Below are 20171 nucleotides of genomic sequence, written 5' to 3'. Positions count from 1 at the left end.
ATTGTAAATAAGTTAGTTATTCATTAAAAATCCAAGCTTTTTGCGTATAACTTGCAAATATATCACTAATATGCATATATGCAAAAAATTTTGAGTGTTTCCCTAAATGGCACTCATAACAGGAACTTGCATAATCAAGAAAAATAGGCCAGAGAACGCCACTTGGTTATATATACAACCTTTTCAAATGAAACGATCATTGATAGTCTATTATAAATTATAAATCAACCATTTACACTTGTACTAAAAAATTATTTTACTAAAATTGATATCATTTTATTAGAAAAAAAGGAAAATACCTAAAAATAAATTTTATCTTTGTAGGCGTAGTAACAAATTAAAACCATGACTGAAAAGCTAAGCGAAATTAAACGACAGATAGGAAACGGACATATCGAAAATGCCATCAGCCTACTGGACCAACTCATAGCAACACATCCGGAACTGGCTGCCGAAGCCTATTATCTGCGGGGAAATGCCTACCGAAAAATGGGGGATTGGCAAGGAGCATTAAACAATTATCAGGAATCCATCGATTTAAATCCGGAAGGACCTGCCAGAGAAGCAAGAAGTATGGTTATGGATATTCTGAATTTTTATAATAAAGACATGTTTAATCAATAAATAATAAGATAACTGACTTATGGCTAAAATGAGAGGCGTAGTAATAGTGAATACAGACCGCTGCAAAGGCTGTAACCTATGTGTTGTAGCTTGCCCGTTGCATGTACTTTCACTCACCGCCAAAGTAAATTCAAAAGGATATAACTACGTACAGCAGACAGTAGAAAACACTTGTAACGGTTGTTCATCCTGTGCAATCGTATGCCCTGACGCATGTCTGACTGTATACAGAGCTAAATGTGAAGATTAATAAAGCGCTTAAAAGCAAAATAAGGAGAAATTATGGCAAAAGAAGTAGTTCTTATGAAGGGTAACGAAGCCATCGCACATGCCGCTATCCGCTATGGTGTCGACGGATACTTCGGTTATCCCATCACCCCCCAATCGGAAGTATTGGAAACTCTTGCCGAACAGAAGCCTTGGGAAACTACCGGTATGGTAGTTCTGCAGGCTGAAAGTGAAGTAGCAGCAATTAATATGGTATATGGAGGTGCCGGTACCGGAAAAATGGTAATGACTTCATCATCCAGCCCTGGTGTAAGCCTTAAGCAGGAAGGTATTTCATACATTGCAGGTGCCGAACTTCCCTGTTTGGTAGTCAATGTAATGCGTGGAGGTCCAGGATTGGGAACCATACAGCCCAGCCAGGCTGATTATTTTCAAACAACTAAAGGTGGCGGACATGGAGATTACCATCTCATAGCCCTGGCACCTGCATCTGTACAGGAAATGGCTGATTTTGTAGGATTGGCATTCGAACTGGCTTTCAAATACCGTAATCCGGCTATGATTCTGGCCGATGGTGTTATCGGCCAGATGATGGAAAAAGTAGTTCTTCCAGAACCTCGTCCACGCCGTAGTGAAGCTGAAATACTGGAACAATGTCCATGGGCAGCTACAGGTCGGAAAGGTGGACGTAAACCTAATATCATTACCTCTTTGGAACTAGATCCGGCTATTATGGAACAACGCAACCTGCACATGCAAGCCAAATATGCTGAAATTCAGGAAAAAGAAGTCCGCTATGAGGAAATCAATTGCGATGACGCTGAATATCTGATTGTAGCATTCGGTTCGTGTGCCCGTATTGCCCAAAAAGCAATGGAACACGCACGTGAAGAGGGTATTAAAGTGGGCTTGTTCCGACCTATCACCATCTGGCCTTTCCCATCAAAGGCACTTGAAAACAGAGCTAAACAAGTCAAGGGAATCCTTGTGGTCGAGCTGAACAGTGGACAGATGATTGAAGATGTGGAACTGGCTGTCAAATGTACAATGCCAGTCGAACATTTTGGACGCCTGGGAGGTATTGTCCCAGATCCGGATGAAGTCATCAACGCTTTGAAAGAGAAACTCATTAACAAATAAGTGAAACATGGATATAGATAGAATCAGAGCCGTTCTCAACGTTATTTTCATGATTGGAGCCGTAGCTTCCTTCATATTATATTTCGCATTGGGCGACGACAAAACCATCTTCTTCTACGTATGTGGAGCTTCGCTCTTCGTGAAAATGATGGAATTTGTTTTCCGTTTCTTTCTACGCTAATCACAAGGAGGTATATTTATGACAAAAGAAGATATAATGAAGCCGGAAAACCTGGTTTACCAGAAACCGACGCTTTTAAATGATAATCCCATGCACTATTGTCCGGGATGTAGTCACGGAGTAGTACATAAACTGGTTGCTGAAGTCATTGAAGAGATGGGCATGACAGACAAGACAATCGGCATCAGCCCGGTAGGATGTGCTGTATTCATGTACAACTATCTTGATGTCGACTGTCTGGAGGCAGCACATGGACGTGCTCCGGCCTTGGCTGGAGCCATCAAACGTCTATGGCCAGACCGTCTGGTATTCACATATCAAGGTGATGGTGACTTGGCCTGTATCGGAACAGCAGAAACCATCCATTCATTGAACCGTGGAGACAACATTACTATCATTTTTATAAATAATGCCATTTATGGCATGACAGGTGGACAGATGGCCCCTACCACATTAGTAGGAATGAAAACATCGACTTGCCCCTACGGACGTAATCCGGAAATACACGGATATCCGTTAAAGATGACAGAAATAGCTGCTACCTTACGTGGAACCTGTTATGTAACACGGCAATCTGTACATACAGTAGCCGCCATACGGAAAGCTAAAAAAGCAATCCGTAAAGCTTTCGAAAACTCCATGCAAGGTAAAGGATCCAATCTGGTAGAAATTGTTTCAACCTGTAGCTCCGGATGGAAAATGACCCCTGAAGCTGCCAATAAATGGATGGAAGAAAATATGTTCCCGTTTTATCCATTGGGCGACCTGAAAGACACAACTGGAGATAAATAACCACAATATCTGTTGACCAATAAAAATTAAGATATGCAAGAAGAAATCATTATAGCAGGATTCGGCGGACAGGGTGTATTGTCAATGGGTAAGATTCTGGCTTATTCGGGATTGATGGAGGGTAAGGAAGTTACCTGGATGCCAGCTTACGGACCTGAACAGCGGGGCGGTACAGCCAACGTAACTGTAATAGTAAGTGACGAACGCATTTCATCACCCATCCTGAGCAAATACGATACAGCCATTATTTTAAACCAACCTTCACTCGACAAGTTCGAAAGCAAAGTAAAACCGGGGGGGGTATTGATTTATGACGGTTATGGAATACTCAATCCTCCAACCCGTACAGATATCGAAATATATCGGATTGATGCCATGGACGAAGCCAATGAACGGAAAATGGCAAAAACATTTAACATGATTGTCTTGGGAGGACTACTTAAAATCCGCCCTATCGTATCTATTGACAGTGTCATCAAAGCCTTACACAAAACACTGCCGGAACGCCACCATCATCTGATACCGATGAATGAAGAAGCAATTCATATCGGAATGGATATCATAAAGAAAATCTGATAAAGACATCCATTCGGAACAATAAAACGGATGAAATGACGCAAAGTATAGAACTTTCATAACAAAGAGGAAAGGTTTATACGTTGTGTCATTTCTTTTTTATTCTTATCAGATGAACATTCCTCAATACGACCGTTATATAACGGGGGTTATCTTTACGTATTTTTGCATCTCTCCTACCCTATTCTTTCGTTTTTATATATTATCTTTGTCCCCATTATGAGAAAGATACTATTTATACTTACCATATTAATAGCCTGCTGTACTCTATCGGCGCAAAACCAACTGGGGACAGGATTGGGCAGTTCTGCTTCCGGGCTGGACCGCAACAATTATGACCGTAACGGGAATCCTATCGACACATCAGCTGTAGTCGATGCCAGCACCATTCCTATAGGACTGAATTCATGGGTCATTGAACCTCGTTTCGGCAATCGGACAGAAGTACCTGTAGATACATTGCAAACCGGCTTTCCAAACTCAAATGATACAGGTGGTCCTACAGGACATTATACGTTTTTAGGGAACTTGGGTTCACCACGTATCGCACATGTATTCTTCGACAGACTTGAAACCAGTCAGTTTTTCTTTCTTGACCCTTACGACTATACTTATATCCGCCCGGAAACTGTAGTCTATACCAATACCAAATCACCTTTTACCAACCTGACTTACTTCAAACAAGGAAGCAGTAGGGATGGAGAAGAACGTTTCAAAGGATATCTGGCTGTAAATGCAAACAAACGCATGGGATTCGGTACTAATGTAGACTATGTGTACGGACGAGGAAAATATAACCATCAGTCTACAGCTCTGTTCAATGGAGACCTGTTTGCCTATTATCTAGGTGATAAGTACAATATGCACTTCAGCTTTATCTACAATAACATGAAAGTTGCCGAGAACGGGGGTATCACCGACGAACGTTACGTCCGCTATCCCCTTGATATGGCAGAAGGAGGAAAAACATACAGCAACAGTGAAATTCCTACAAACTTCTCGAGTGTATGGAATCACAATAGCGGATATCATGCTTTTTTTACCCAACGTTACAATTTGGGATTCTATCGGGATAGAGAACCAGAAAATGAACAGGACACTCTGGTAACACAGGAGTTCATACCTGTAACCAGCTTCTTGCATACAATAAAATTAGACATAAACAAACATCAGTACATAACCCAGAACGAAGAAGAGCTTAACAGCTACTACCAACATAACTACTTCCCCGACCTTGAAAAAGATGTCATCCGACACTTTTCAATCAAAAATACAGTAGGAATTTCACTACGGGAAGGATTTAACAAATGGGCACAAGCCGGCTTGACAGCATTCGCTACCCACGAATACCGCCGTTTCAACATGAACGACAGTATATGGACCAACCCGGAGGAACAACCCAATCAACTGGAATACGTAGAAAATGTAGTATCGGTAGGTGGCCAGCTCATCAAAGAGCAAGGACGTCTGCTGCATTATAATGTACTGGGGGAAATATGTCTGTTGGGCGAAGATGCCGGACAATTTGAAATTGAGGGGAACGGAAATCTTAATTTCCGACTGTTCAATGACACTGTCCGTCTGGATGCAAAAGCCTATATCAAGAACCTGAACCCCACCTTCTTCTTCCGCCATTTCCACTCCAAACATTATTGGTGGGATAATGAGGACCTGTCCAAAATAATGAAAACCCACATAGAAGGGAAACTGACCATTGAACGATGGAAGACACAACTGAAGGCAGGAGTGGAAAACATCAAGAACTACACCTACCTGGACGATAATTCTGTCCTGGCTTCCGGAAATGAAGAAAACAGCAAATACCTGAATAATCTGGCAGTCCGCCAATGCGCCGACAATATCCAGATATTCAGTGCAACATTAAAACAGGATTTCAAGCTAGGGATTCTCCACCTCGACAATGAAGTGACTTACCAGACTTCCAGCAATCAGGACGTTATCCCTTTTCCTAGTCTGGCACTTTACCATAACCTATATCTCAAATTTTCTCTGGCAAAGAAAGTTCTTAACATCGAGATGGGTGCCGACATGCGTTATTTCTCCGAATACTACGCCCCGGAATACTCAGCGGCCATCGGACAGTTTTACCTACAGAATAAAGACTCACGCTATAAATTGGGAGGTTACCCGATGATAAACGGATATATCAATCTGCATCTGAAACGTACCCGTATTTCGCTCCAGATGTATAACCTCACTCAAGGACAGGGTAAACACAGCTACTTCTATACCCCATATTATCCGCTTAACCCCCGTTTATTCAAAGTCGGTATATCATGGAACTTCTTTGACTAAAACAAATGCCTATGAAAAAGTCCTGGTTACGATACGCACTGATTGCAATAGCTATTGCAGCAGGAATCATATTGTTCAATACAACGGAAGACAAAAAAGAGACATACTTTCCTAGAGACTATGCAGAAATCAAAGAATCGGGAATACTGCATGCCGTAACCGAATATAACACCATAAGCTATCACGTTAAAGAAGATACTCTACAAGGATTTGACTATGAACTGCTGCACCATTTTGCGGAAGAGAAAGGACTCAAGCTGGAAATAATTCCTGAAATGAGCTACGAAAAACGGATACAAGGAGTAATACAGGGAAAATACGATATACTGGCAACGGGAACTGTCATTACCAGCCAGTCGAAAGACACTCTATTGTTCACACACCCCATTCTGTTAAGCAAACAAGTCTTGGTACAACGATGTAGAAGTGGAAATAATGACAGCATATACATTGAAAGCCAGTTAGAACTGGCAAAAAAAAAGCTTCATATAATCAAAGGATCGCCTGCCTTGCTGCGCATTCATAACTTGATAAGCGAAATAGCCGATACAATCTATATTGAAGAAGTAGACCAGTACGGTCCCCAGCAACTGCTAGCCATGGTTTCGGCAGGAGACATCGACTATGCCGTATGCGACGAAAATACGGCAGAATCCATACTTGGACAATTTCCTAACCTTGACATACATACGGATATAGGATTCACACAATTCTATGCATGGGGAGTCAGCAAACACTCCCCAATCCTGTTGGACAGCCTGAACACATGGCTGGATTCATATAAAAAGACTAGTAAATTCAAACAATTATATAAAAAATATTTCAACTATTGACAAACTCCTATTACTATGATAAAATTAGATAATGTACGATGGGGATTCATCGGATGCGGAGAAGTAACTGAAAAGAAAAGCGGACCGGCCTTCAACATGATACCAGGATCCAAAGTTGTAGCAGTAATGAGTCGTGACGAAGAAAAGGTGAAGTCGTACGCCCGCCGTCATAATGTGCCCCGCTGGTATACCGATGCCCAAGAACTGATCGGAGACGAAGAAGTAAATGCTGTCTATATTGCAACCCCTCCCTCTTCACACGCCACGTTTGCCATCATGTCCATGAAAGCCGGTAAACCCGTATACATAGAAAAACCGATGGCTGCCAGTTATGAAGACTGTGCCCGTATAAACCGTATATCGGAAGAAACCGGAATTCCATGTTTTGTAGCCTATTACCGGAGATATCTTCCTTATTTCCAAAAAGTACGTCAACTGGTAGAAGAAGGGCAGATAGGTAACGTAATCAATGTACAGATCCGTTTCGCCCAACCGCCACGTGACCTTGACTATAACAGTACCAACCTGCCATGGCGCGTTCAGCCGGACATCGCTGGAGGAGGATATTTCTATGACCTGGCACCGCACCAGCTTGACCTGCTGCAGGACATGTTCGGCTGTATACTGGAAGCTGAAGGATACAAAAGTAACCGTGGAGGACTCTATCAGGCAGAAGATACCATCAGTGCCTGTTTCAAGTTCGAATCAGGACTCCCCGGCTCCGGATCATGGTGTTTCGTCGCCCACGAATCAGCTAAAGAAGACCGTATCGAGATTATCGGAGACAAAGGTATGATCTGTTTTTCCGTATTCACCTATGATCCGATAGCACTACATACCGAACGTGGCCGTGAGGAGATTCTTCCTACCAACCCTTCATATGTACAGCTTCCACTGATACAGGCTGTAGTAGAGCATTTACAAGGCAAAGCAATCTGCACCTGCGACGGGGTCAGTGCCACTCCTGCCAATTGGGTGATGGACCGTATTCTGAACAAATTATAAACTTACACTGGCGGCAATTATCCGGTATACGGCACATAACTTTTACAACCCTTCCATACCGGATAACTGCCACCTTTCCAAACAACATTTTCCAGATAACAAAACGGCTTTAAATCGTCTATGGTAAAATTCCGATATATCTGCCTTCCCCTCATATTGCTAGGGACACATCTCTTTGCCCAAACAGAGAAGTCTCTCAGTTTCATACAGAAAATCGGAAAGACATTCAGTGAAACAGATACCGCCTACATTGCTCCTAATGAATATAATCTTACATTCATGATTGAGCAAAGCTTTTGGTCGGAACGATATAAACTGAAAACAACTATAAACAACGACAGACAGGCCATTAGCTTTGCCCCTACCCCCACTCCAAAAATCGGGGCCTATTTCGGATGGCGCTGGATTTTTCTGGGCGTATCATTCAATGTCAGAGACATTTTCAAGAAAGGACATGATGGAAGTTCCAAACAGGAATATGTATTCAACCTATACAGTTCACGTATCGGATTGGATCTCTACTACCGCAAGACCGGTAGTGATTTCCGTATCAATTCCTATTCAGGATTCAATGTACCGGAAAATCACATAGGACAAAAATTCGAAGGATTCCAAAGTAAAATTATCGGTCTGAATACTTACTGGATATTCAACAACAAACATTTTTCCTACCCGGCAGCATATAGCCAGTCGACCAACCAGAAAAAAAGTTGCGGATCATTCATGGCTGGTTTCTCCTATTCCAATCACGATATAACGTTCGACCCTGGGAAACTACCTGACGACATAACCGGACAATTACGTCCGTCATTAAAGTTTCACACACTGCAATACCACGATTATAACATCAGTCTGGGTTATGGATATAACTGGGTATTTGCCAAGAACTGCCTTTTCAACATTTCACTGATGCCTGCCATTGCCTACAAAAAAGCTAAGTTCGACGGCCAGGTTTCCGATACAACCGACAGTCAATGGCTCAATTGGACTAATGATATCAATTTCGACATAATAACCAGAGCCGCTCTGGTATGGAACAACAAAAAATATTATATAGGAGCTTCATTTGTCTTAAATACATATGATTACCGGAAAAGCAATTTCTCCATGACCAACTCTTTCGGCAGCCTGAGGATTTACGCCGGATTCAATTTCTGGAAACAGAAACAGTACAGACACAAGGAAGAATAGCTCTACACATTGTCATTCAAATATTTTAATTCAACCACTTAACTTTTGATATCATAGAAAAGGCCGTCCCGACATGAAGTCAAGACAGCCTCAGTTTTTATTAAAATCACAATGAAATCTGCAACTAGCCTCATCTCTAGAAACGGACACCGACAGTAAGCAGAATCTGGTTACGGTTACCGTCTATCTTGGCTGGAGACAAAGCATACCCCCCATTTGCTGTATAATCGGCATCAAAAGCATAGAAATCGCCTTTATAGAAAGCATATTTATAAGCTAAGTCGGCATATATGATTCTACCTCTGTATCCCAGTCCGACAGTCACAGCCTGAGTCGATTTCAGATTGAAATATTCCGGATCGGTACGTGTCTCGTCAGTTGCAGCTATATTCTTGAACGAATCATCCGTAATAGGTGACGATTGGAAATTATATCCGGCACGGACACTGAATCTGGGAGTGACACATGCTTCCATTCCCACCCGGAAGGTATGGACACCTTTCAAAGTCTCGTCAATGGCTGTCGTTCCGTTATAATCATATCCTTCGGTATCTGTCAGACGTGATTTCTGATACATATCATACTCATACTCAGCGTCCAAAGCCACTATTCCCGAAAAAGTAGTACCGGCACTCACATTAAATTTCCATGGAGAAATCAAATGGTAATCCAACAAATAATTGGGTTCACCGTAATAATCCCGCAGATTCTCTGTATAAGTTTGGGGCTTTCCATCATAATCAGGTATATTATAGCTAGTCAATGTAGATACATACTTGTCTGTCATTGCATACCATGTAGGAGTATGTATGGCAAAACCTATACGGAAAGGAGAATATTCGAACGGACGGATAATGGCCCCCAGCTTCAAGTCAAATCCGGTCCCTTCCGTCTTCGCCCAGTTATCGAGGGTAAGCGCCGCTCCCTGCTCCAGATTTTCTCCGTAAGAAGAATAACGGGTATAGTTCAAATCATAGACTCCTAAAGTCACTCCGAAATAAAAACGGTCCCGCACATTAAAAGACATGTTAAAATCGTATTCAGAAATACTGCCTTCTTCACGGCTGTAATATTCACCGTCCTGGCCCTGCCAACCATACATATCGGTAATTTCCCCGGTTTCCGGATCGCAGACCGGATCTACCAATCCGGTACGTGCGCCCATGGTACCCAAAAACGGAGTTCCTATATATTTATTTGCCAGATACGGATTCTGTGAATCAAGCAGACCGTTAAAATCCGATTCAGTAAGAAAGGTAGGCCCCATATCATTACCCGCATTCCATAGCATATCCGCCATCTGGTCGGTAATGGACAATCCGTTATTCAAGGCACCTTTAGCATTGAACTCACGTGTAAAATTAGCTTTCTTATGATAATTAAAGGCAAAATTCAGATAGCGCAAATCGGTCTTGTTACCAATTTTGGTTGTCCACACAAAACCTATCTGGTCAAACGACATTTTATCCGAATTCTGTGTAACATTCGTTCCATTCCAATCAGATTTGATACTATTCGAATTCCAACCGAAACTGACAGCTGCATCATTGCTCCGATACAATCCGATACCAGCCGGATTCGTTGCAATAGTCGAAAGATCAGCTCCTAAAGCACTCATCGCTCCCCCCATTCCTACAAAACGTGCTGTACCGTTCAGATCACTGCCTAAAAAGCGAAGAGCGTCATATTGATTCTGGGCCATTGCCGCACATGCCATACATCCCATGGCGGCAACAGCCAATATTCTAGTTTTCATAATTTGTCAAATTTTAATTCAAAAATTATCTTCTACGTGAGCTTCCACCTCCACCCGAACGGAAACCGCCTCCGCTACTGCGGGTGCTGCTACCCATACCGCGGGAGAATGAACTCCGGTTACTGCTACGTGAAGAATTGAACTGGTTGGTACTGCGCGTATTCGACTCTCCATAGTTGAAGCTCCGACGCGTACTGCTCGGACGATTGTATGAAGATCCGGAACGGTTCACGGTACTGCTCGGACGGACATAAGTGGAATTACCTCCACGGATAGCTCCTACTCTCGATGAACTTCCCCTCAGCGAAGATGAACCGGCTGCAGGGCGGACAGATGTTCCTGTATTACCGACAGAACTGGGACGGACCACACGGCCGATAGAGGAATTCCGTCGGGAACTGTTAAGCGGATTGGTCTGACGACCAGTCACAGTTCTACCTGTAACACCTCCCTGACGACGGGAGCTTGCATAGTTTTCATAACGGGACGGACGGAAATCGGTATGTCCTCTTGGAACCCAACCTCCTCCCCATCCCCATCCGGGATAAGGATGATGCCAGCCGAGTCCCCAATAGCCTCCCCAGTAACCGGCATAAAATCCGCCATACCAATATGGAGAATACCAACTGCTGTACCAAGGAGAATACCAACTGTTATAATACCAGGGCGAATACCATCCCCATCCGAAACCAGGACCGGCCAAACTCCAGTTCCAACGCCAGTCCCACCACAACGGATTGGTCGAGGTAGGGAATATGTATGCATACAAGCCGTCGTCATACACATTCCAATCCCATGACGGAAAAGCACCATACACGACATCCCAATACAACGGACTGCTTACAGGAATGGCATAACGGGGACTACGGAAACGGACAATGCGCATCGCATATTCATAGTCATTCTGCGTTCCGTTAAACCCGTTCACCCATTCACCTCTTTCACTATACGGTTTTTCCGAAATAAACAATGTATCATTACCTAAGGAGGTACCATCGGCCGATAAAGAATCCGACTGATAAGAGAAACTATAGTCACGTGAAGAATAACGGCGGTTATACTCATCTACGTCACGAACCTTACCGCTTACGTCCTTCACCACTACCGTTGCCCCAGGAGTTTCATGCACGACGGCACGGCTGACCTCCTTGGGAACGACTCCCACCTTTTCCTGCAGACCAACCGTCCTCTCCTGCTGCTCAACCTTTTTCTCTTTCTTCGGAATAAAATAAATGTCGTCATTGCTTTGGGCCATCGCAAGCCATGGCAAACAAGCAACCAACAACGAAACGAATATTCTACTCTTCATAATGTGTATTATTTTTATATATTGTCACTACCTTTTTATACGTGTACAAATGTAACAAGATAAATCCCGCAAACAAGTAGATTTTCCCTATTTCAAAATAGGGTTTTCCCTATATTTTAAATAAATTTGTATTGATAAACAAGAAAACCAAATTAAACCGGATATGAAATACTTTCAAGTAACCTTTACCCCACATCCGTGCAATGAGACTGTAACCGATGTGATTTCAGCCCTGACAGCCGAAATCGGCTTTGAAAGCTTTGTAGAATGTGAAGGAGGCCTGGACGCCTACATCCAGCAAAGTCTGTTTGACGAAAAATCGCTGAAACAGATAATCGCAGATTTCCCGATACCGGGTACTACCATAGACTATACCATTACCGAACCGGAAGACAAGGACTGGAATGAGGAATGGGAAAAGAACTTCTTCCAGCCCATCGTCATCGGCGACCGTTGTGTTATCCACAGCACATTCCATAAAGATTATCCGAAAGCAGAATACGATATCGTGATCAATCCACAGATGGCTTTCGGCACAGGCCATCATGCCACAACCAGTTCCATTATCGCCGAACTGCTCGATGCCGACCTAGCCGGAAAATCTGTACTGGATATGGGATGCGGTACCTCAATCCTGGCCATTCTGGCAAGTATGCGCGGAGCCGATCCGGTAACAGCCATCGATATTGACGACTGGTGTGTAAACAACTCACGCGACAATATCAGACTGAACCGGATTTCCAACATTGACGTAAAGCTGGGCGACGCTTCCTTATTGAAAGGACATACCCCGTTCGATGTAATTATAGCCAACATCAACCGTAACATCCTGCTGAACGATATGCCGGCTTATGCAGCATGCATGCATAAAGGTTCAGAAATCTACATGAGCGGATTTTATGTGGAAGATATCCCTGCCATTACAGAAAAAGGAGCAAGCCTGGGCATGAAGTTCATCCACCATCGTGAAAAAGACCGATGGGCAGCTGTAAAACTTATCATGGAATAACAGTAGTCAGGATAAAAATAAAAAGTCATTGATTCTGTCTTACCGCATCCGGCACAGGACCAATGACTTTTCTTTTCATCCGCCTAATGGATAGTCAATCTCTTCAAGTCTTCAAGTGAACCATTGAACACGTTCAAATCAACGTCTTCCTTTATCCCCGGTAACCGGCCGGCGTCGGTATGTTGCCAGAATTTCCATTCTCCCTTGTACTCAACAGAATCCACATAATAATGGGCAATCCAGTAAGGATACGTATTGAAGATCGAATCATTCAGATAACGGCTCTTGAATTTATAGGAGGTATAAAGGATCGGCTTGACGTTATAATGACGCTCTATCAGCTTCAACCATATCTGGAGATCTTTTTTCATCTTGTCTACATCGTCGCCAGTCTTTTCTATATCAAGGACAGGAGGCAGGTCACCGGCATCCAGTTTGACGGAACGGATAAAGAACTCGGCCTGACGCGCCGCATCTGTACGCGGATTATAGAAATGATAAGCCCCACGAATAAACCCATAATAGCGGGCCGAATCAAAATTATGTACAAAAGTAGTATCACTGAAATCCCCTCCTTCAGATGCTTTCATAAAGACAAAACGGATAGGAAAGGAAGAGTTCTGCGTACTCTGCAACAATTTCCAGTCAATCTCACCCTGATGGTGGGAAACATCGAAACCATGTACCTCATACCCAGCCGGAAGACAGACGCCATATGCCTTTGTTCCATAACAAGGCTTCCAACGATAAGCATAAGGACGGATAAAGAAATAATAGAAACCGATTATCAGTAGAGCCGCCGCTCCTCCCATAAGGATATAATACAACCACATAGGGACTTTCCACTTACGGACAATCCTCTTTTTTCTACGGCCTTTCCCGCGCCTGTTCCCCCCTGACGGACAGCGGGGAGTTCCAGCTGTACTTCTCTTTTGCCGGGCAGTTTTACGTGTTGTCTTATTTACCACCATAACGGGCGGTTCCTTTACCATAACAGTTCCTTTTAATACTTTATCAATAGTAATGTCATCTCCAGTAGATAAAACTTTGAAAATCAAAGCACTGTATCTACCAGAAATGACATTACGGCTATACGGGACAATAAGGGTCCCCTACTATTTTATTTTGCCTGTTCGTACTGCAGGGTCTTGGTTGTCTGGTCACAGACATCCGACGGACCGAAGTACTGGATAGGACCCGGATATACAAAATCTGTATTCTTGGCCCACTGGTCACGTACGGCAGCAAAAGCCTTGAACGGAGCACCGTCAAGCTCAACCAGAGCCTTACGGATAACCGGCTTCATTTCACCGTGACGACGTTCCATATTCATCATTTCAGTAATAGGAATACCACCGGCAATCCATTGTTCAGCCGGAGCTGTAGTATTACGGACTGATGACATGTAACCAGTCTTACCGTTTGCAATCAGCATAGAGGCAGTGTAACCCAGAGAATAACAATAATCGGCATCAAAGTTAGAAGGAGCGGCACAACGACCTTCATAACCGAAGAAATGATGCTGTGCAGCGAACTTACCTACATATTTACCTTCCTTCTTCCATTCGGCCAATTTACCTGCAACCATTTCAGACAGCAGTTTTTCTGTCTCGATCAGTGAAACCTGTACATTCCCGTGAGGGTCACGGTCCAAAGTCAACTGGCGGGCAACACCGGCAGGCAAAGACGCATAAACGGCAGAATTTTCAGGCGACAGCTTACCGATAATGTATTCACGCTGTTTTGCCGGAGCAATTGCAGCAAATTCTTCACCGTTAGCTGCCAGGAAGTCATTCAACTCAGCAATCAGCTTCTTGATGGCCGGAATGAACTCGATCAGACCTTCCGGAATCAAGACTGTACCGAAGTTATTACCGTCGGCAGCACGGTCGGCAACAACCTGGGCAATGTATGTAACCACATCATCCAAAGACATATTCTTTGATTCAATTTCTTCAGAAATCAAACAGATGTTCGGATGGGTCTGGAATGCACACTCCAAAGCGATATGTGAAGCCGAACGTCCCATCAGTTTGATGAAGTGCCAATACTTGCGTGAAGAGTTACAGTCGCGTTCAATGTTACCGATCATTTCAGAATAAGTCTTGCAGGCAGTATCGAAACCGAATGAAGTTTCAATCATTTCATTTTTCAGGTCACCGTCAATGGTCTTCGGACAACCGATTACCTGAATACCGTAATTCTTTGCGGCATAGTATTCGGCCAATACACAGGCGTTTGTATTGGAATCATCTCCTCCGATAATGACAACAGCCTTGATATTGAGTTCCTTCAGGATTTCATATCCTTTTTCGAACTGTTCTACTTTTTCAAGTTTTGTACGTCCAGAACCGATAATGTCAAAACCACCGGTATTACGATATTCATCAATGATATCGGCTGTCAGTTCTTTATAATTGTGATCGACCAAACCGCCAGGACCCAGAATAAACCCGTAAAGACGGTTAGCAGGATTCAACTTCTTCAATCCGTCAAACAAACCTGAAATCACATTGTGACCGCCAGGAGCCTGACCACCAGACAGAATTACACCTACATTGATTACAGGATATTCCTTAGCTTCTCCTTCAACCAGCTTGATGGACGGCATACCATAAGTATTAGGAAATAACTTCTGGATTTCTTCCATATCAGCAACAGAATGAGTAGGTTCTCCTTCCTGTACCTTTACTGCCCCCTTCAAGGCTTTAGGCAATTTGGGCTGATAAGCAGCTCTTTCGATTTGTAATGCACTTTTTGTCATAATTTCTAATTTCTTTGTTTAAAGGTATAAATTTGGCATAGTGCAAATTTCGTGCTTTTTTGCGAAATACAAAAGTTAAGTTTAAAAAAAATACTTATTAACTTACAAATGCATATTTTCAAATAAAAATTCTGTATATTTCATCAAAAGATATTATCTTTACACAAACAATTAAATTATCAACCCTTTAAAAATCTTATTGAATTATGGCTAATAGAAGAAAATTGAAGAAACATATCTATGCCCTTACAAACATTGTCAGCGAATTATGTACTCTGGAAAGCATGGATGCTCCCTGTGAAATGCAGAAAAAATACGCAGAGATATACCAAGATATCATGGATACCTATTTTGACACTATCTGCCGTATCAACCATACCGAACCGAACAATGCAAAAGCATACTATAAGAAACTGCACGAAGATTTCAGCGCTAAAATAAGAAGTTTCTTGAAGCAGCTGGAAGAATTGAGGTAAAGATGAACATCAAACAATCCATTTGCCGCTTTATATATTATAAGGTGTTGAGATGGAAATCGGAAGTTACTGTTCCGGATTTCGACAAATACATCATCTGTGCAGCTCCACATACCAGCAACTGGGATCTGCTGATCGGAAAACTTTTTATCAATGCAATCGGACGTGAGTCGGGCTTCCTCATGAAAAAGGAATGGTTCTTCTTTCCAATAGGATATCTGTTCCGCTGGATGGGAGGAATTCCGGTAGAACGCAACAAACGTACATCAATGGTGGATTCGATGGTACAGAAAATCAAAAGAATGGAAAAGTTCCATGTGGCCATCACCCCAGAAGGAACACGTTCACCCAACCCGAACTGGAAAAAAGGCTTCTATTACATGGCATTGGGCGCCGGAATCCCAATCGTACTGATCGGGATAGACTATGAAAAGAAATGCATATCGGCCAGCAAGTACATGATTCCTACAGGAGACATCGAAAAGGATATGTCCGAAATAAAGCTGTATTTCAAACATTTCAGAGGAAAACATCCCGAAAAGTTTGATATCGGAGAAATCTAGACAATGTATATTGGAAAGTATGTAAAAAGATAGTCCTGCACTTGAAAATACAAGTTGCAGGACATTTTATTTTATACCTTTGCAAACACATAAAGAAAGTTTCAACCATGAAAAAGACTCTTCTACTTTTTTATATAGAATTATTATGTGCCTCCTTACACCTGCAGGCACAAAGTCTGGAAAGTAACATAAAGGAACGTCTGGATGATTTTTTCGGCAATTACAGGACTGTATATGCAAATATCGGACGTTGCCGGTTGGACCATTTTTCAATCGACCACGACAGAAAGACTCTGCAAATCTATGCAAACAGTACATTCGGCTACCAACCGTTCACGGAAGAGAATACCCGGGCCATATACCGTTCATTGAAACAGATCCTGCCCGGACCGGTCAATTATTACAATATCGTACTTTACACCGATAACCAACCCATAGAAAATCTGATACCGAATGCCTTCCGCAACAAAGACAAAGACAAAGACAAGACCCGCCTTTACGGCAAAATTGAATATAAAGGGGCTCCATGGATCCACAATATGTCAAAACCATATGAAATCAGCCGCGGACTGCAAGGACGCCACATAGCCTTATGGCAAAGCCACGGAAAATTTTACCGGAACGACCGGGATGAATGGCTTTGGCAGCGACCCCGGCTTTTCTGTACAACAGAAGACCTTTATACACAGTCTATTGTAATCCCCTATCTGATCCCTATGCTTGAAAATGCCGGAGCAATAGTATATACGCCACGTGAAAGGGACTGGCAGAAACATGAAGTCATTGTAGATAATGACATATGCACCCAAGGAGGACGATATCTGGAAGTCAACTATAAAAAGAAATACAGATGGAATACATCCGGCATGCCCGGATTTGCCCAGAAATACCGGCAATACATCGATAACCACAACCCGTTCAAAGATGGGACAGCACGCTTTATCCCAACATTGTCAAAACCTGAAAAGGCTTTTGCCGAATGGATACCCGAGATTCCGGAAACTGGAAAGTATGCAGTCTACATCAGTTACCAGACTATGCCCAACAGCGTTACGGATGCCAGATATCTGGTATTCCATAAAGGTGGAGTGACAGAGTTCAAGGTCAACCAGCAGATAGGTGGGGGTACATGGGTCTACCTAGGTACTTTCGAATTCGATAAAGGAATCAATGATTACGGCATGGTAGTTCTCAGCAATGAAAGTTCACACAACGGTGTAGTCTGTGCCGATGCGGTACGTTTCGGAGGGGGTATGGGAAATATCCGGCGCAACGGTCAGGTAAGCGGACTTCCCCGCTACCTGGAAGGTGCCCGCTATTGGGGACAATGGGCCGGTATGCCCTACAATGTATACAGCAAAAGCGAAGGGAAAAACGATTATAACGATGACATAAACGCACGTTCATTGATTCTCAATTACCTGAGCGGGGGATCTGTATATAACCCTGCTGAAAAAGGATTGAAGGTTCCGTTCGAAATAGGTCTGGCTGTACACAGTGATGCAGGCTATTTTACAGGCGACAGCCTGATAGGTTCTCTCGGCATCTACACAACCGACTACAACGGAGGAAAGCTGAACTGCGGCATCTCCCGATATACCTCACGCGATCTGGCGGATATGGTGCTTACAGGACTTCAGAAAGATATTTCCTCCCGCTTCGGCATCGAATGGACACGACGCAGCATGTGGAACCGGAACTACAGCGAGACCCGTCTACCGGCTGTCCCGTCGGTCATTCTCGAGACTCTCTCCCACCAGAATTTTGCCGACTTGAAACTGGGATATGAACCCGAATTCAAGTTCACCGTCGGACGTTCGGTATATAAATCTGTCCTGAAATACCTGGCAACCATGCATAATACCGACTACACCGTACAACCGTTGCCGGTGAGTCATTTCGCCATCAGGGAAGGCAAGAAGAAAAATACGTTCGAACTGGCATGGACACCCGTCAATGATCCGCTGGAACCCACATCCGCCCCGCAAGGATATGTAGTATACACACGGATCGGTTACGGAGGATTCGACAACGGAACTTATGTGAAAGGAAACAGATACACGGTACAGGCAGAACCGGGACTGGTCTACAGCTTCAAGGTAACGGCCGTAAACCGTGGTGGGGAAAGTTTCCCATCCGAAATTCTGTCGGCCTACAAAGCTCCTAAAAGCCAAGGTACTATACTGATCATCAACGCCTTCCATCGGACAAGCGGCCCTGCTACCGTAGAAGGCATGCAATCGCAGGGATTCGACCTCTGGAGAGATCCGGGACTTCCTTACATCAGCACTACCCAATATTGCGGATACCAGCAGAACTTCGACCTGAAAAGGGCTGGAATCGAAACGTCCGACGGTCTGGGATTCAGCGGGAATGAACTGGAAGGAATGGAAATCATGGGTAATACATTCGACTATCCGTTTGTCCACGGAAAAGCAATCCAGCACGCAGGCCATTATTCGTTCGTATCTTGCAGCAACGAAACATTGGAAAGCGGATCGGCCGACCTGAATCCTTATCCCATAGTAGATATCATTTTCGGAGCAGAACAAAAGGCTTTGGGAACAGCTACCGAAACAGCATTGGCCGACTATTGCCGGAACGGAGGGAAACTGCTTGTAAGTGGCTCCTACGTAGGAAGCAGACTGGGCACCGACAACTTCACCCGAAATATTCTGAAATATACCTACGGCGGAAGCATGATCAATTCACAGTCCGGAGAAATTTTCGGGACCAATATCCGCTTCAATATACCGAGAAGAGCCAACCAGGTAAGCTATGCGGTGCCTGCCCCCGACTGTATCCTGCCTACCCGGGAATCGTTCCCGGCCTTTATCTATACCGAAGGAAGCTACAGTGCCGGCGTAGCCTATAAAGGCAACGATTACAGGACGTTCGTCATGGGGTTTCCGTTCGAATCGGTACAGGGTGCCGGGCAACGCGACCATATAATGAGTTCCATACTCAACTTCTTCAATGAAAAATAACACCAGAGCCAGACCAACAAAAAAACGACAATTTCTGAGGTTATTACAGAAAAACGTCTAACTTTGCTTGTATAAAACTTTAAAAACTTCAAGTCATGTATACAATACAAACAAATGCCTCAGGCACACGTACCATGGAAATTTCGGAAGAACATCTGCAAACCATAGAGAAATATGCATTGTTCCAGCACCTGATAGACAGTAACGGGATTGTAGACGAATCTGTACTCGACAAACTGAAACTGAATGTCCGCTCACTGATTGCTTCCATGGAAGAAAACAGTAAAGATTTACTTGATCTCTGTATTGACGTCATATACCATAACAACATGAAAGCCTATGGGCTCTATCAGCTGATACAGCTCTATATCAAATGGCAACGCGAAAAAGAAGAAGAAGAAGCTGAATAAAAACAGGACAC

The 20171-nt window shown here is 43.5% G+C and carries 19 protein-coding genes; 15 read left to right on the top strand and 4 right to left on the bottom strand.

Going from position 1 to position 20171, the window contains the following annotated elements:
• Window positions 1-345 precede the first annotated feature (345 nt).
• The 10 genes from BQ7489_RS03910 to BQ7489_RS03870 all read left to right on the top strand — a co-directional run bounded on the left by BQ7489_RS03910 (window position 346) and on the right by BQ7489_RS03870 (window position 8886).
• Complete coding sequence (locus BQ7489_RS03910; RefSeq protein ID WP_072530012.1) at window positions 346-624, top strand: tetratricopeptide repeat protein; 279 nt, start codon at window positions 346-348, stop codon at window positions 622-624.
• A gap of 19 nt (window positions 625-643) precedes the next feature.
• Window positions 644-874 carry a 4Fe-4S binding protein gene (locus tag BQ7489_RS03905; protein WP_072530011.1) on the top strand — a complete coding sequence of 77 codons (231 nt, stop codon included), beginning with the start codon at window positions 644-646 and terminating at the stop codon, window positions 872-874.
• 32 nt (window positions 875-906) lie between these two features.
• Window positions 907-1992: a 3-methyl-2-oxobutanoate dehydrogenase subunit VorB gene (locus tag BQ7489_RS03900; protein WP_072530010.1), complete on the top strand. Its 1086-nt coding sequence runs from the start codon at window positions 907-909 to the stop codon at window positions 1990-1992.
• Between the two features lie 7 nt (window positions 1993-1999).
• Window positions 2000-2173 carry a hypothetical protein gene (locus BQ7489_RS17635; protein ID WP_204352739.1) on the top strand — a complete coding sequence of 58 codons (174 nt, stop codon included), beginning with the start codon at window positions 2000-2002 and terminating at the stop codon, window positions 2171-2173.
• A gap of 18 nt (window positions 2174-2191) precedes the next feature.
• Window positions 2192-2965 carry a thiamine pyrophosphate-dependent enzyme gene (locus tag BQ7489_RS03895; RefSeq protein ID WP_072530009.1) on the top strand — a complete coding sequence of 258 codons (774 nt, stop codon included), beginning with the start codon at window positions 2192-2194 and terminating at the stop codon, window positions 2963-2965.
• A 33-nt stretch (window positions 2966-2998) separates the two neighbouring features.
• Window positions 2999-3541 carry a 2-oxoacid:acceptor oxidoreductase family protein gene (locus BQ7489_RS03890; RefSeq protein WP_072530008.1) on the top strand — a complete coding sequence of 181 codons (543 nt, stop codon included), beginning with the start codon at window positions 2999-3001 and terminating at the stop codon, window positions 3539-3541.
• A 219-nt stretch (window positions 3542-3760) separates the two neighbouring features.
• Window positions 3761-5857: a putative porin gene (locus BQ7489_RS03885; protein WP_072530007.1), complete on the top strand. Its 2097-nt coding sequence runs from the start codon at window positions 3761-3763 to the stop codon at window positions 5855-5857.
• 11 nt (window positions 5858-5868) lie between these two features.
• Window positions 5869-6690, top strand: coding sequence for a transporter substrate-binding domain-containing protein (locus tag BQ7489_RS03880; RefSeq protein ID WP_072532012.1), 822 nt, complete (start codon window positions 5869-5871; stop codon window positions 6688-6690).
• Between the two features lie 15 nt (window positions 6691-6705).
• On the top strand, window positions 6706-7695 hold the full coding sequence (locus BQ7489_RS03875; protein WP_072530006.1) for a Gfo/Idh/MocA family protein: 990 nt from the start codon (window positions 6706-6708) through the stop codon (window positions 7693-7695).
• Window positions 7696-7815: 120 nt separating this feature from the next.
• Window positions 7816-8886 carry a DUF4421 domain-containing protein gene (locus tag BQ7489_RS03870; protein WP_072530005.1) on the top strand — a complete coding sequence of 357 codons (1071 nt, stop codon included), beginning with the start codon at window positions 7816-7818 and terminating at the stop codon, window positions 8884-8886.
• A gap of 136 nt (window positions 8887-9022) precedes the next feature.
• Here the strand turns inward: BQ7489_RS03870 and BQ7489_RS03865 are convergent, their stop codons facing one another.
• Window positions 9023-10642: an OmpP1/FadL family transporter gene (locus BQ7489_RS03865; RefSeq protein ID WP_072530004.1), complete on the bottom strand. Its 1620-nt coding sequence runs from the start codon at window positions 10640-10642 to the stop codon at window positions 9023-9025.
• A gap of 25 nt (window positions 10643-10667) precedes the next feature.
• Window positions 10668-11951 (bottom strand): hypothetical protein, encoded by a 1284-nt coding sequence (locus BQ7489_RS03860; RefSeq protein ID WP_072530003.1) that lies wholly within the window; start codon window positions 11949-11951, stop codon window positions 10668-10670.
• Window positions 11952-12114: 163 nt separating this feature from the next.
• Between BQ7489_RS03860 and prmA the strand changes: the two genes are divergently transcribed.
• Complete coding sequence (gene prmA, locus BQ7489_RS03855) at window positions 12115-12960, top strand: 50S ribosomal protein L11 methyltransferase (protein ID WP_072530002.1); 846 nt, start codon at window positions 12115-12117, stop codon at window positions 12958-12960.
• An 83-nt stretch (window positions 12961-13043) separates the two neighbouring features.
• On the opposite strand, the gene BQ7489_RS03850 is transcribed toward prmA, so the two are convergent.
• On the bottom strand, window positions 13044-13952 hold the full coding sequence (locus BQ7489_RS03850; RefSeq protein WP_374044750.1) for a glycoside hydrolase family 25 protein: 909 nt from the start codon (window positions 13950-13952) through the stop codon (window positions 13044-13046).
• A gap of 128 nt (window positions 13953-14080) precedes the next feature.
• Window positions 14081-15724, bottom strand: a complete 1644-nt coding sequence (locus tag BQ7489_RS03845; RefSeq protein WP_072530001.1) for a diphosphate--fructose-6-phosphate 1-phosphotransferase — start codon at window positions 15722-15724, stop codon at window positions 14081-14083.
• A gap of 206 nt (window positions 15725-15930) precedes the next feature.
• Here BQ7489_RS03845 and BQ7489_RS03840 point away from each other — a divergent pair, with 206 nt between their 5' ends.
• The 4 genes from BQ7489_RS03840 to BQ7489_RS03825 all read left to right on the top strand — a co-directional run bounded on the left by BQ7489_RS03840 (window position 15931) and on the right by BQ7489_RS03825 (window position 20160).
• On the top strand, window positions 15931-16200 hold the full coding sequence (locus BQ7489_RS03840) for a hypothetical protein (RefSeq protein WP_072530000.1): 270 nt from the start codon (window positions 15931-15933) through the stop codon (window positions 16198-16200).
• Window positions 16201-16208: 8 nt separating this feature from the next.
• On the top strand, window positions 16209-16763 hold the full coding sequence (locus BQ7489_RS03835; RefSeq protein WP_072532010.1) for a 1-acyl-sn-glycerol-3-phosphate acyltransferase: 555 nt from the start codon (window positions 16209-16211) through the stop codon (window positions 16761-16763).
• Between the two features lie 107 nt (window positions 16764-16870).
• Complete coding sequence (locus tag BQ7489_RS03830; protein ID WP_072529999.1) at window positions 16871-19750, top strand: golvesin C-terminal-like domain-containing protein; 2880 nt, start codon at window positions 16871-16873, stop codon at window positions 19748-19750.
• A gap of 95 nt (window positions 19751-19845) precedes the next feature.
• Complete coding sequence (locus tag BQ7489_RS03825; RefSeq protein WP_072529998.1) at window positions 19846-20160, top strand: hypothetical protein; 315 nt, start codon at window positions 19846-19848, stop codon at window positions 20158-20160.
• The last annotated feature ends 11 nt before the right edge of the window (window positions 20161-20171 follow it).

Origin of the sequence: Bacteroides ilei, from assembly GCF_900128495.1 — a bacterium.
GTDB lineage: Bacteria > Bacteroidota > Bacteroidia > Bacteroidales > Bacteroidaceae > Phocaeicola > Phocaeicola ilei.
Note: the sequence above shows the minus strand (reverse complement) of the source record. Positions and strands in the feature narration are given on the sequence as shown.

Coding starts and splice junctions, on each gene's coding strand:
- BQ7489_RS03875 (WP_072530006.1), top strand. CDS start 6,706: ATGATAAAATTAGATAATGTACGATGGGGATTCATCGGATGCGGAGAA.
- BQ7489_RS03870 (WP_072530005.1), top strand. CDS start 7,816: ATGGTAAAATTCCGATATATCTGCCTTCCCCTCATATTGCTAGGGACA.
- prmA (WP_072530002.1), top strand. CDS start 12,115: ATGAAATACTTTCAAGTAACCTTTACCCCACATCCGTGCAATGAGACT.
- BQ7489_RS03850 (WP_374044750.1), bottom strand. CDS start 13,952: ATGGTAAAGGAACCGCCCGTTATGGTGGTAAATAAGACAACACGTAAA.
- BQ7489_RS03895 (WP_072530009.1), top strand. CDS start 2,192: ATGACAAAAGAAGATATAATGAAGCCGGAAAACCTGGTTTACCAGAAA.
- BQ7489_RS03910 (WP_072530012.1), top strand. CDS start 346: ATGACTGAAAAGCTAAGCGAAATTAAACGACAGATAGGAAACGGACAT.
- BQ7489_RS03905 (WP_072530011.1), top strand. CDS start 644: ATGGCTAAAATGAGAGGCGTAGTAATAGTGAATACAGACCGCTGCAAA.
- BQ7489_RS03885 (WP_072530007.1), top strand. CDS start 3,761: ATGAGAAAGATACTATTTATACTTACCATATTAATAGCCTGCTGTACT.
- BQ7489_RS03830 (WP_072529999.1), top strand. CDS start 16,871: ATGAAAAAGACTCTTCTACTTTTTTATATAGAATTATTATGTGCCTCC.
- BQ7489_RS03860 (WP_072530003.1), bottom strand. CDS start 11,951: ATGAAGAGTAGAATATTCGTTTCGTTGTTGGTTGCTTGTTTGCCATGG.
- BQ7489_RS03890 (WP_072530008.1), top strand. CDS start 2,999: ATGCAAGAAGAAATCATTATAGCAGGATTCGGCGGACAGGGTGTATTG.
- BQ7489_RS03840 (WP_072530000.1), top strand. CDS start 15,931: ATGGCTAATAGAAGAAAATTGAAGAAACATATCTATGCCCTTACAAAC.
- BQ7489_RS03845 (WP_072530001.1), bottom strand. CDS start 15,724: ATGACAAAAAGTGCATTACAAATCGAAAGAGCTGCTTATCAGCCCAAA.
- BQ7489_RS03880 (WP_072532012.1), top strand. CDS start 5,869: ATGAAAAAGTCCTGGTTACGATACGCACTGATTGCAATAGCTATTGCA.
- BQ7489_RS17635 (WP_204352739.1), top strand. CDS start 2,000: ATGGATATAGATAGAATCAGAGCCGTTCTCAACGTTATTTTCATGATT.
- BQ7489_RS03825 (WP_072529998.1), top strand. CDS start 19,846: ATGTATACAATACAAACAAATGCCTCAGGCACACGTACCATGGAAATT.
- BQ7489_RS03900 (WP_072530010.1), top strand. CDS start 907: ATGGCAAAAGAAGTAGTTCTTATGAAGGGTAACGAAGCCATCGCACAT.
- BQ7489_RS03865 (WP_072530004.1), bottom strand. CDS start 10,642: ATGAAAACTAGAATATTGGCTGTTGCCGCCATGGGATGTATGGCATGT.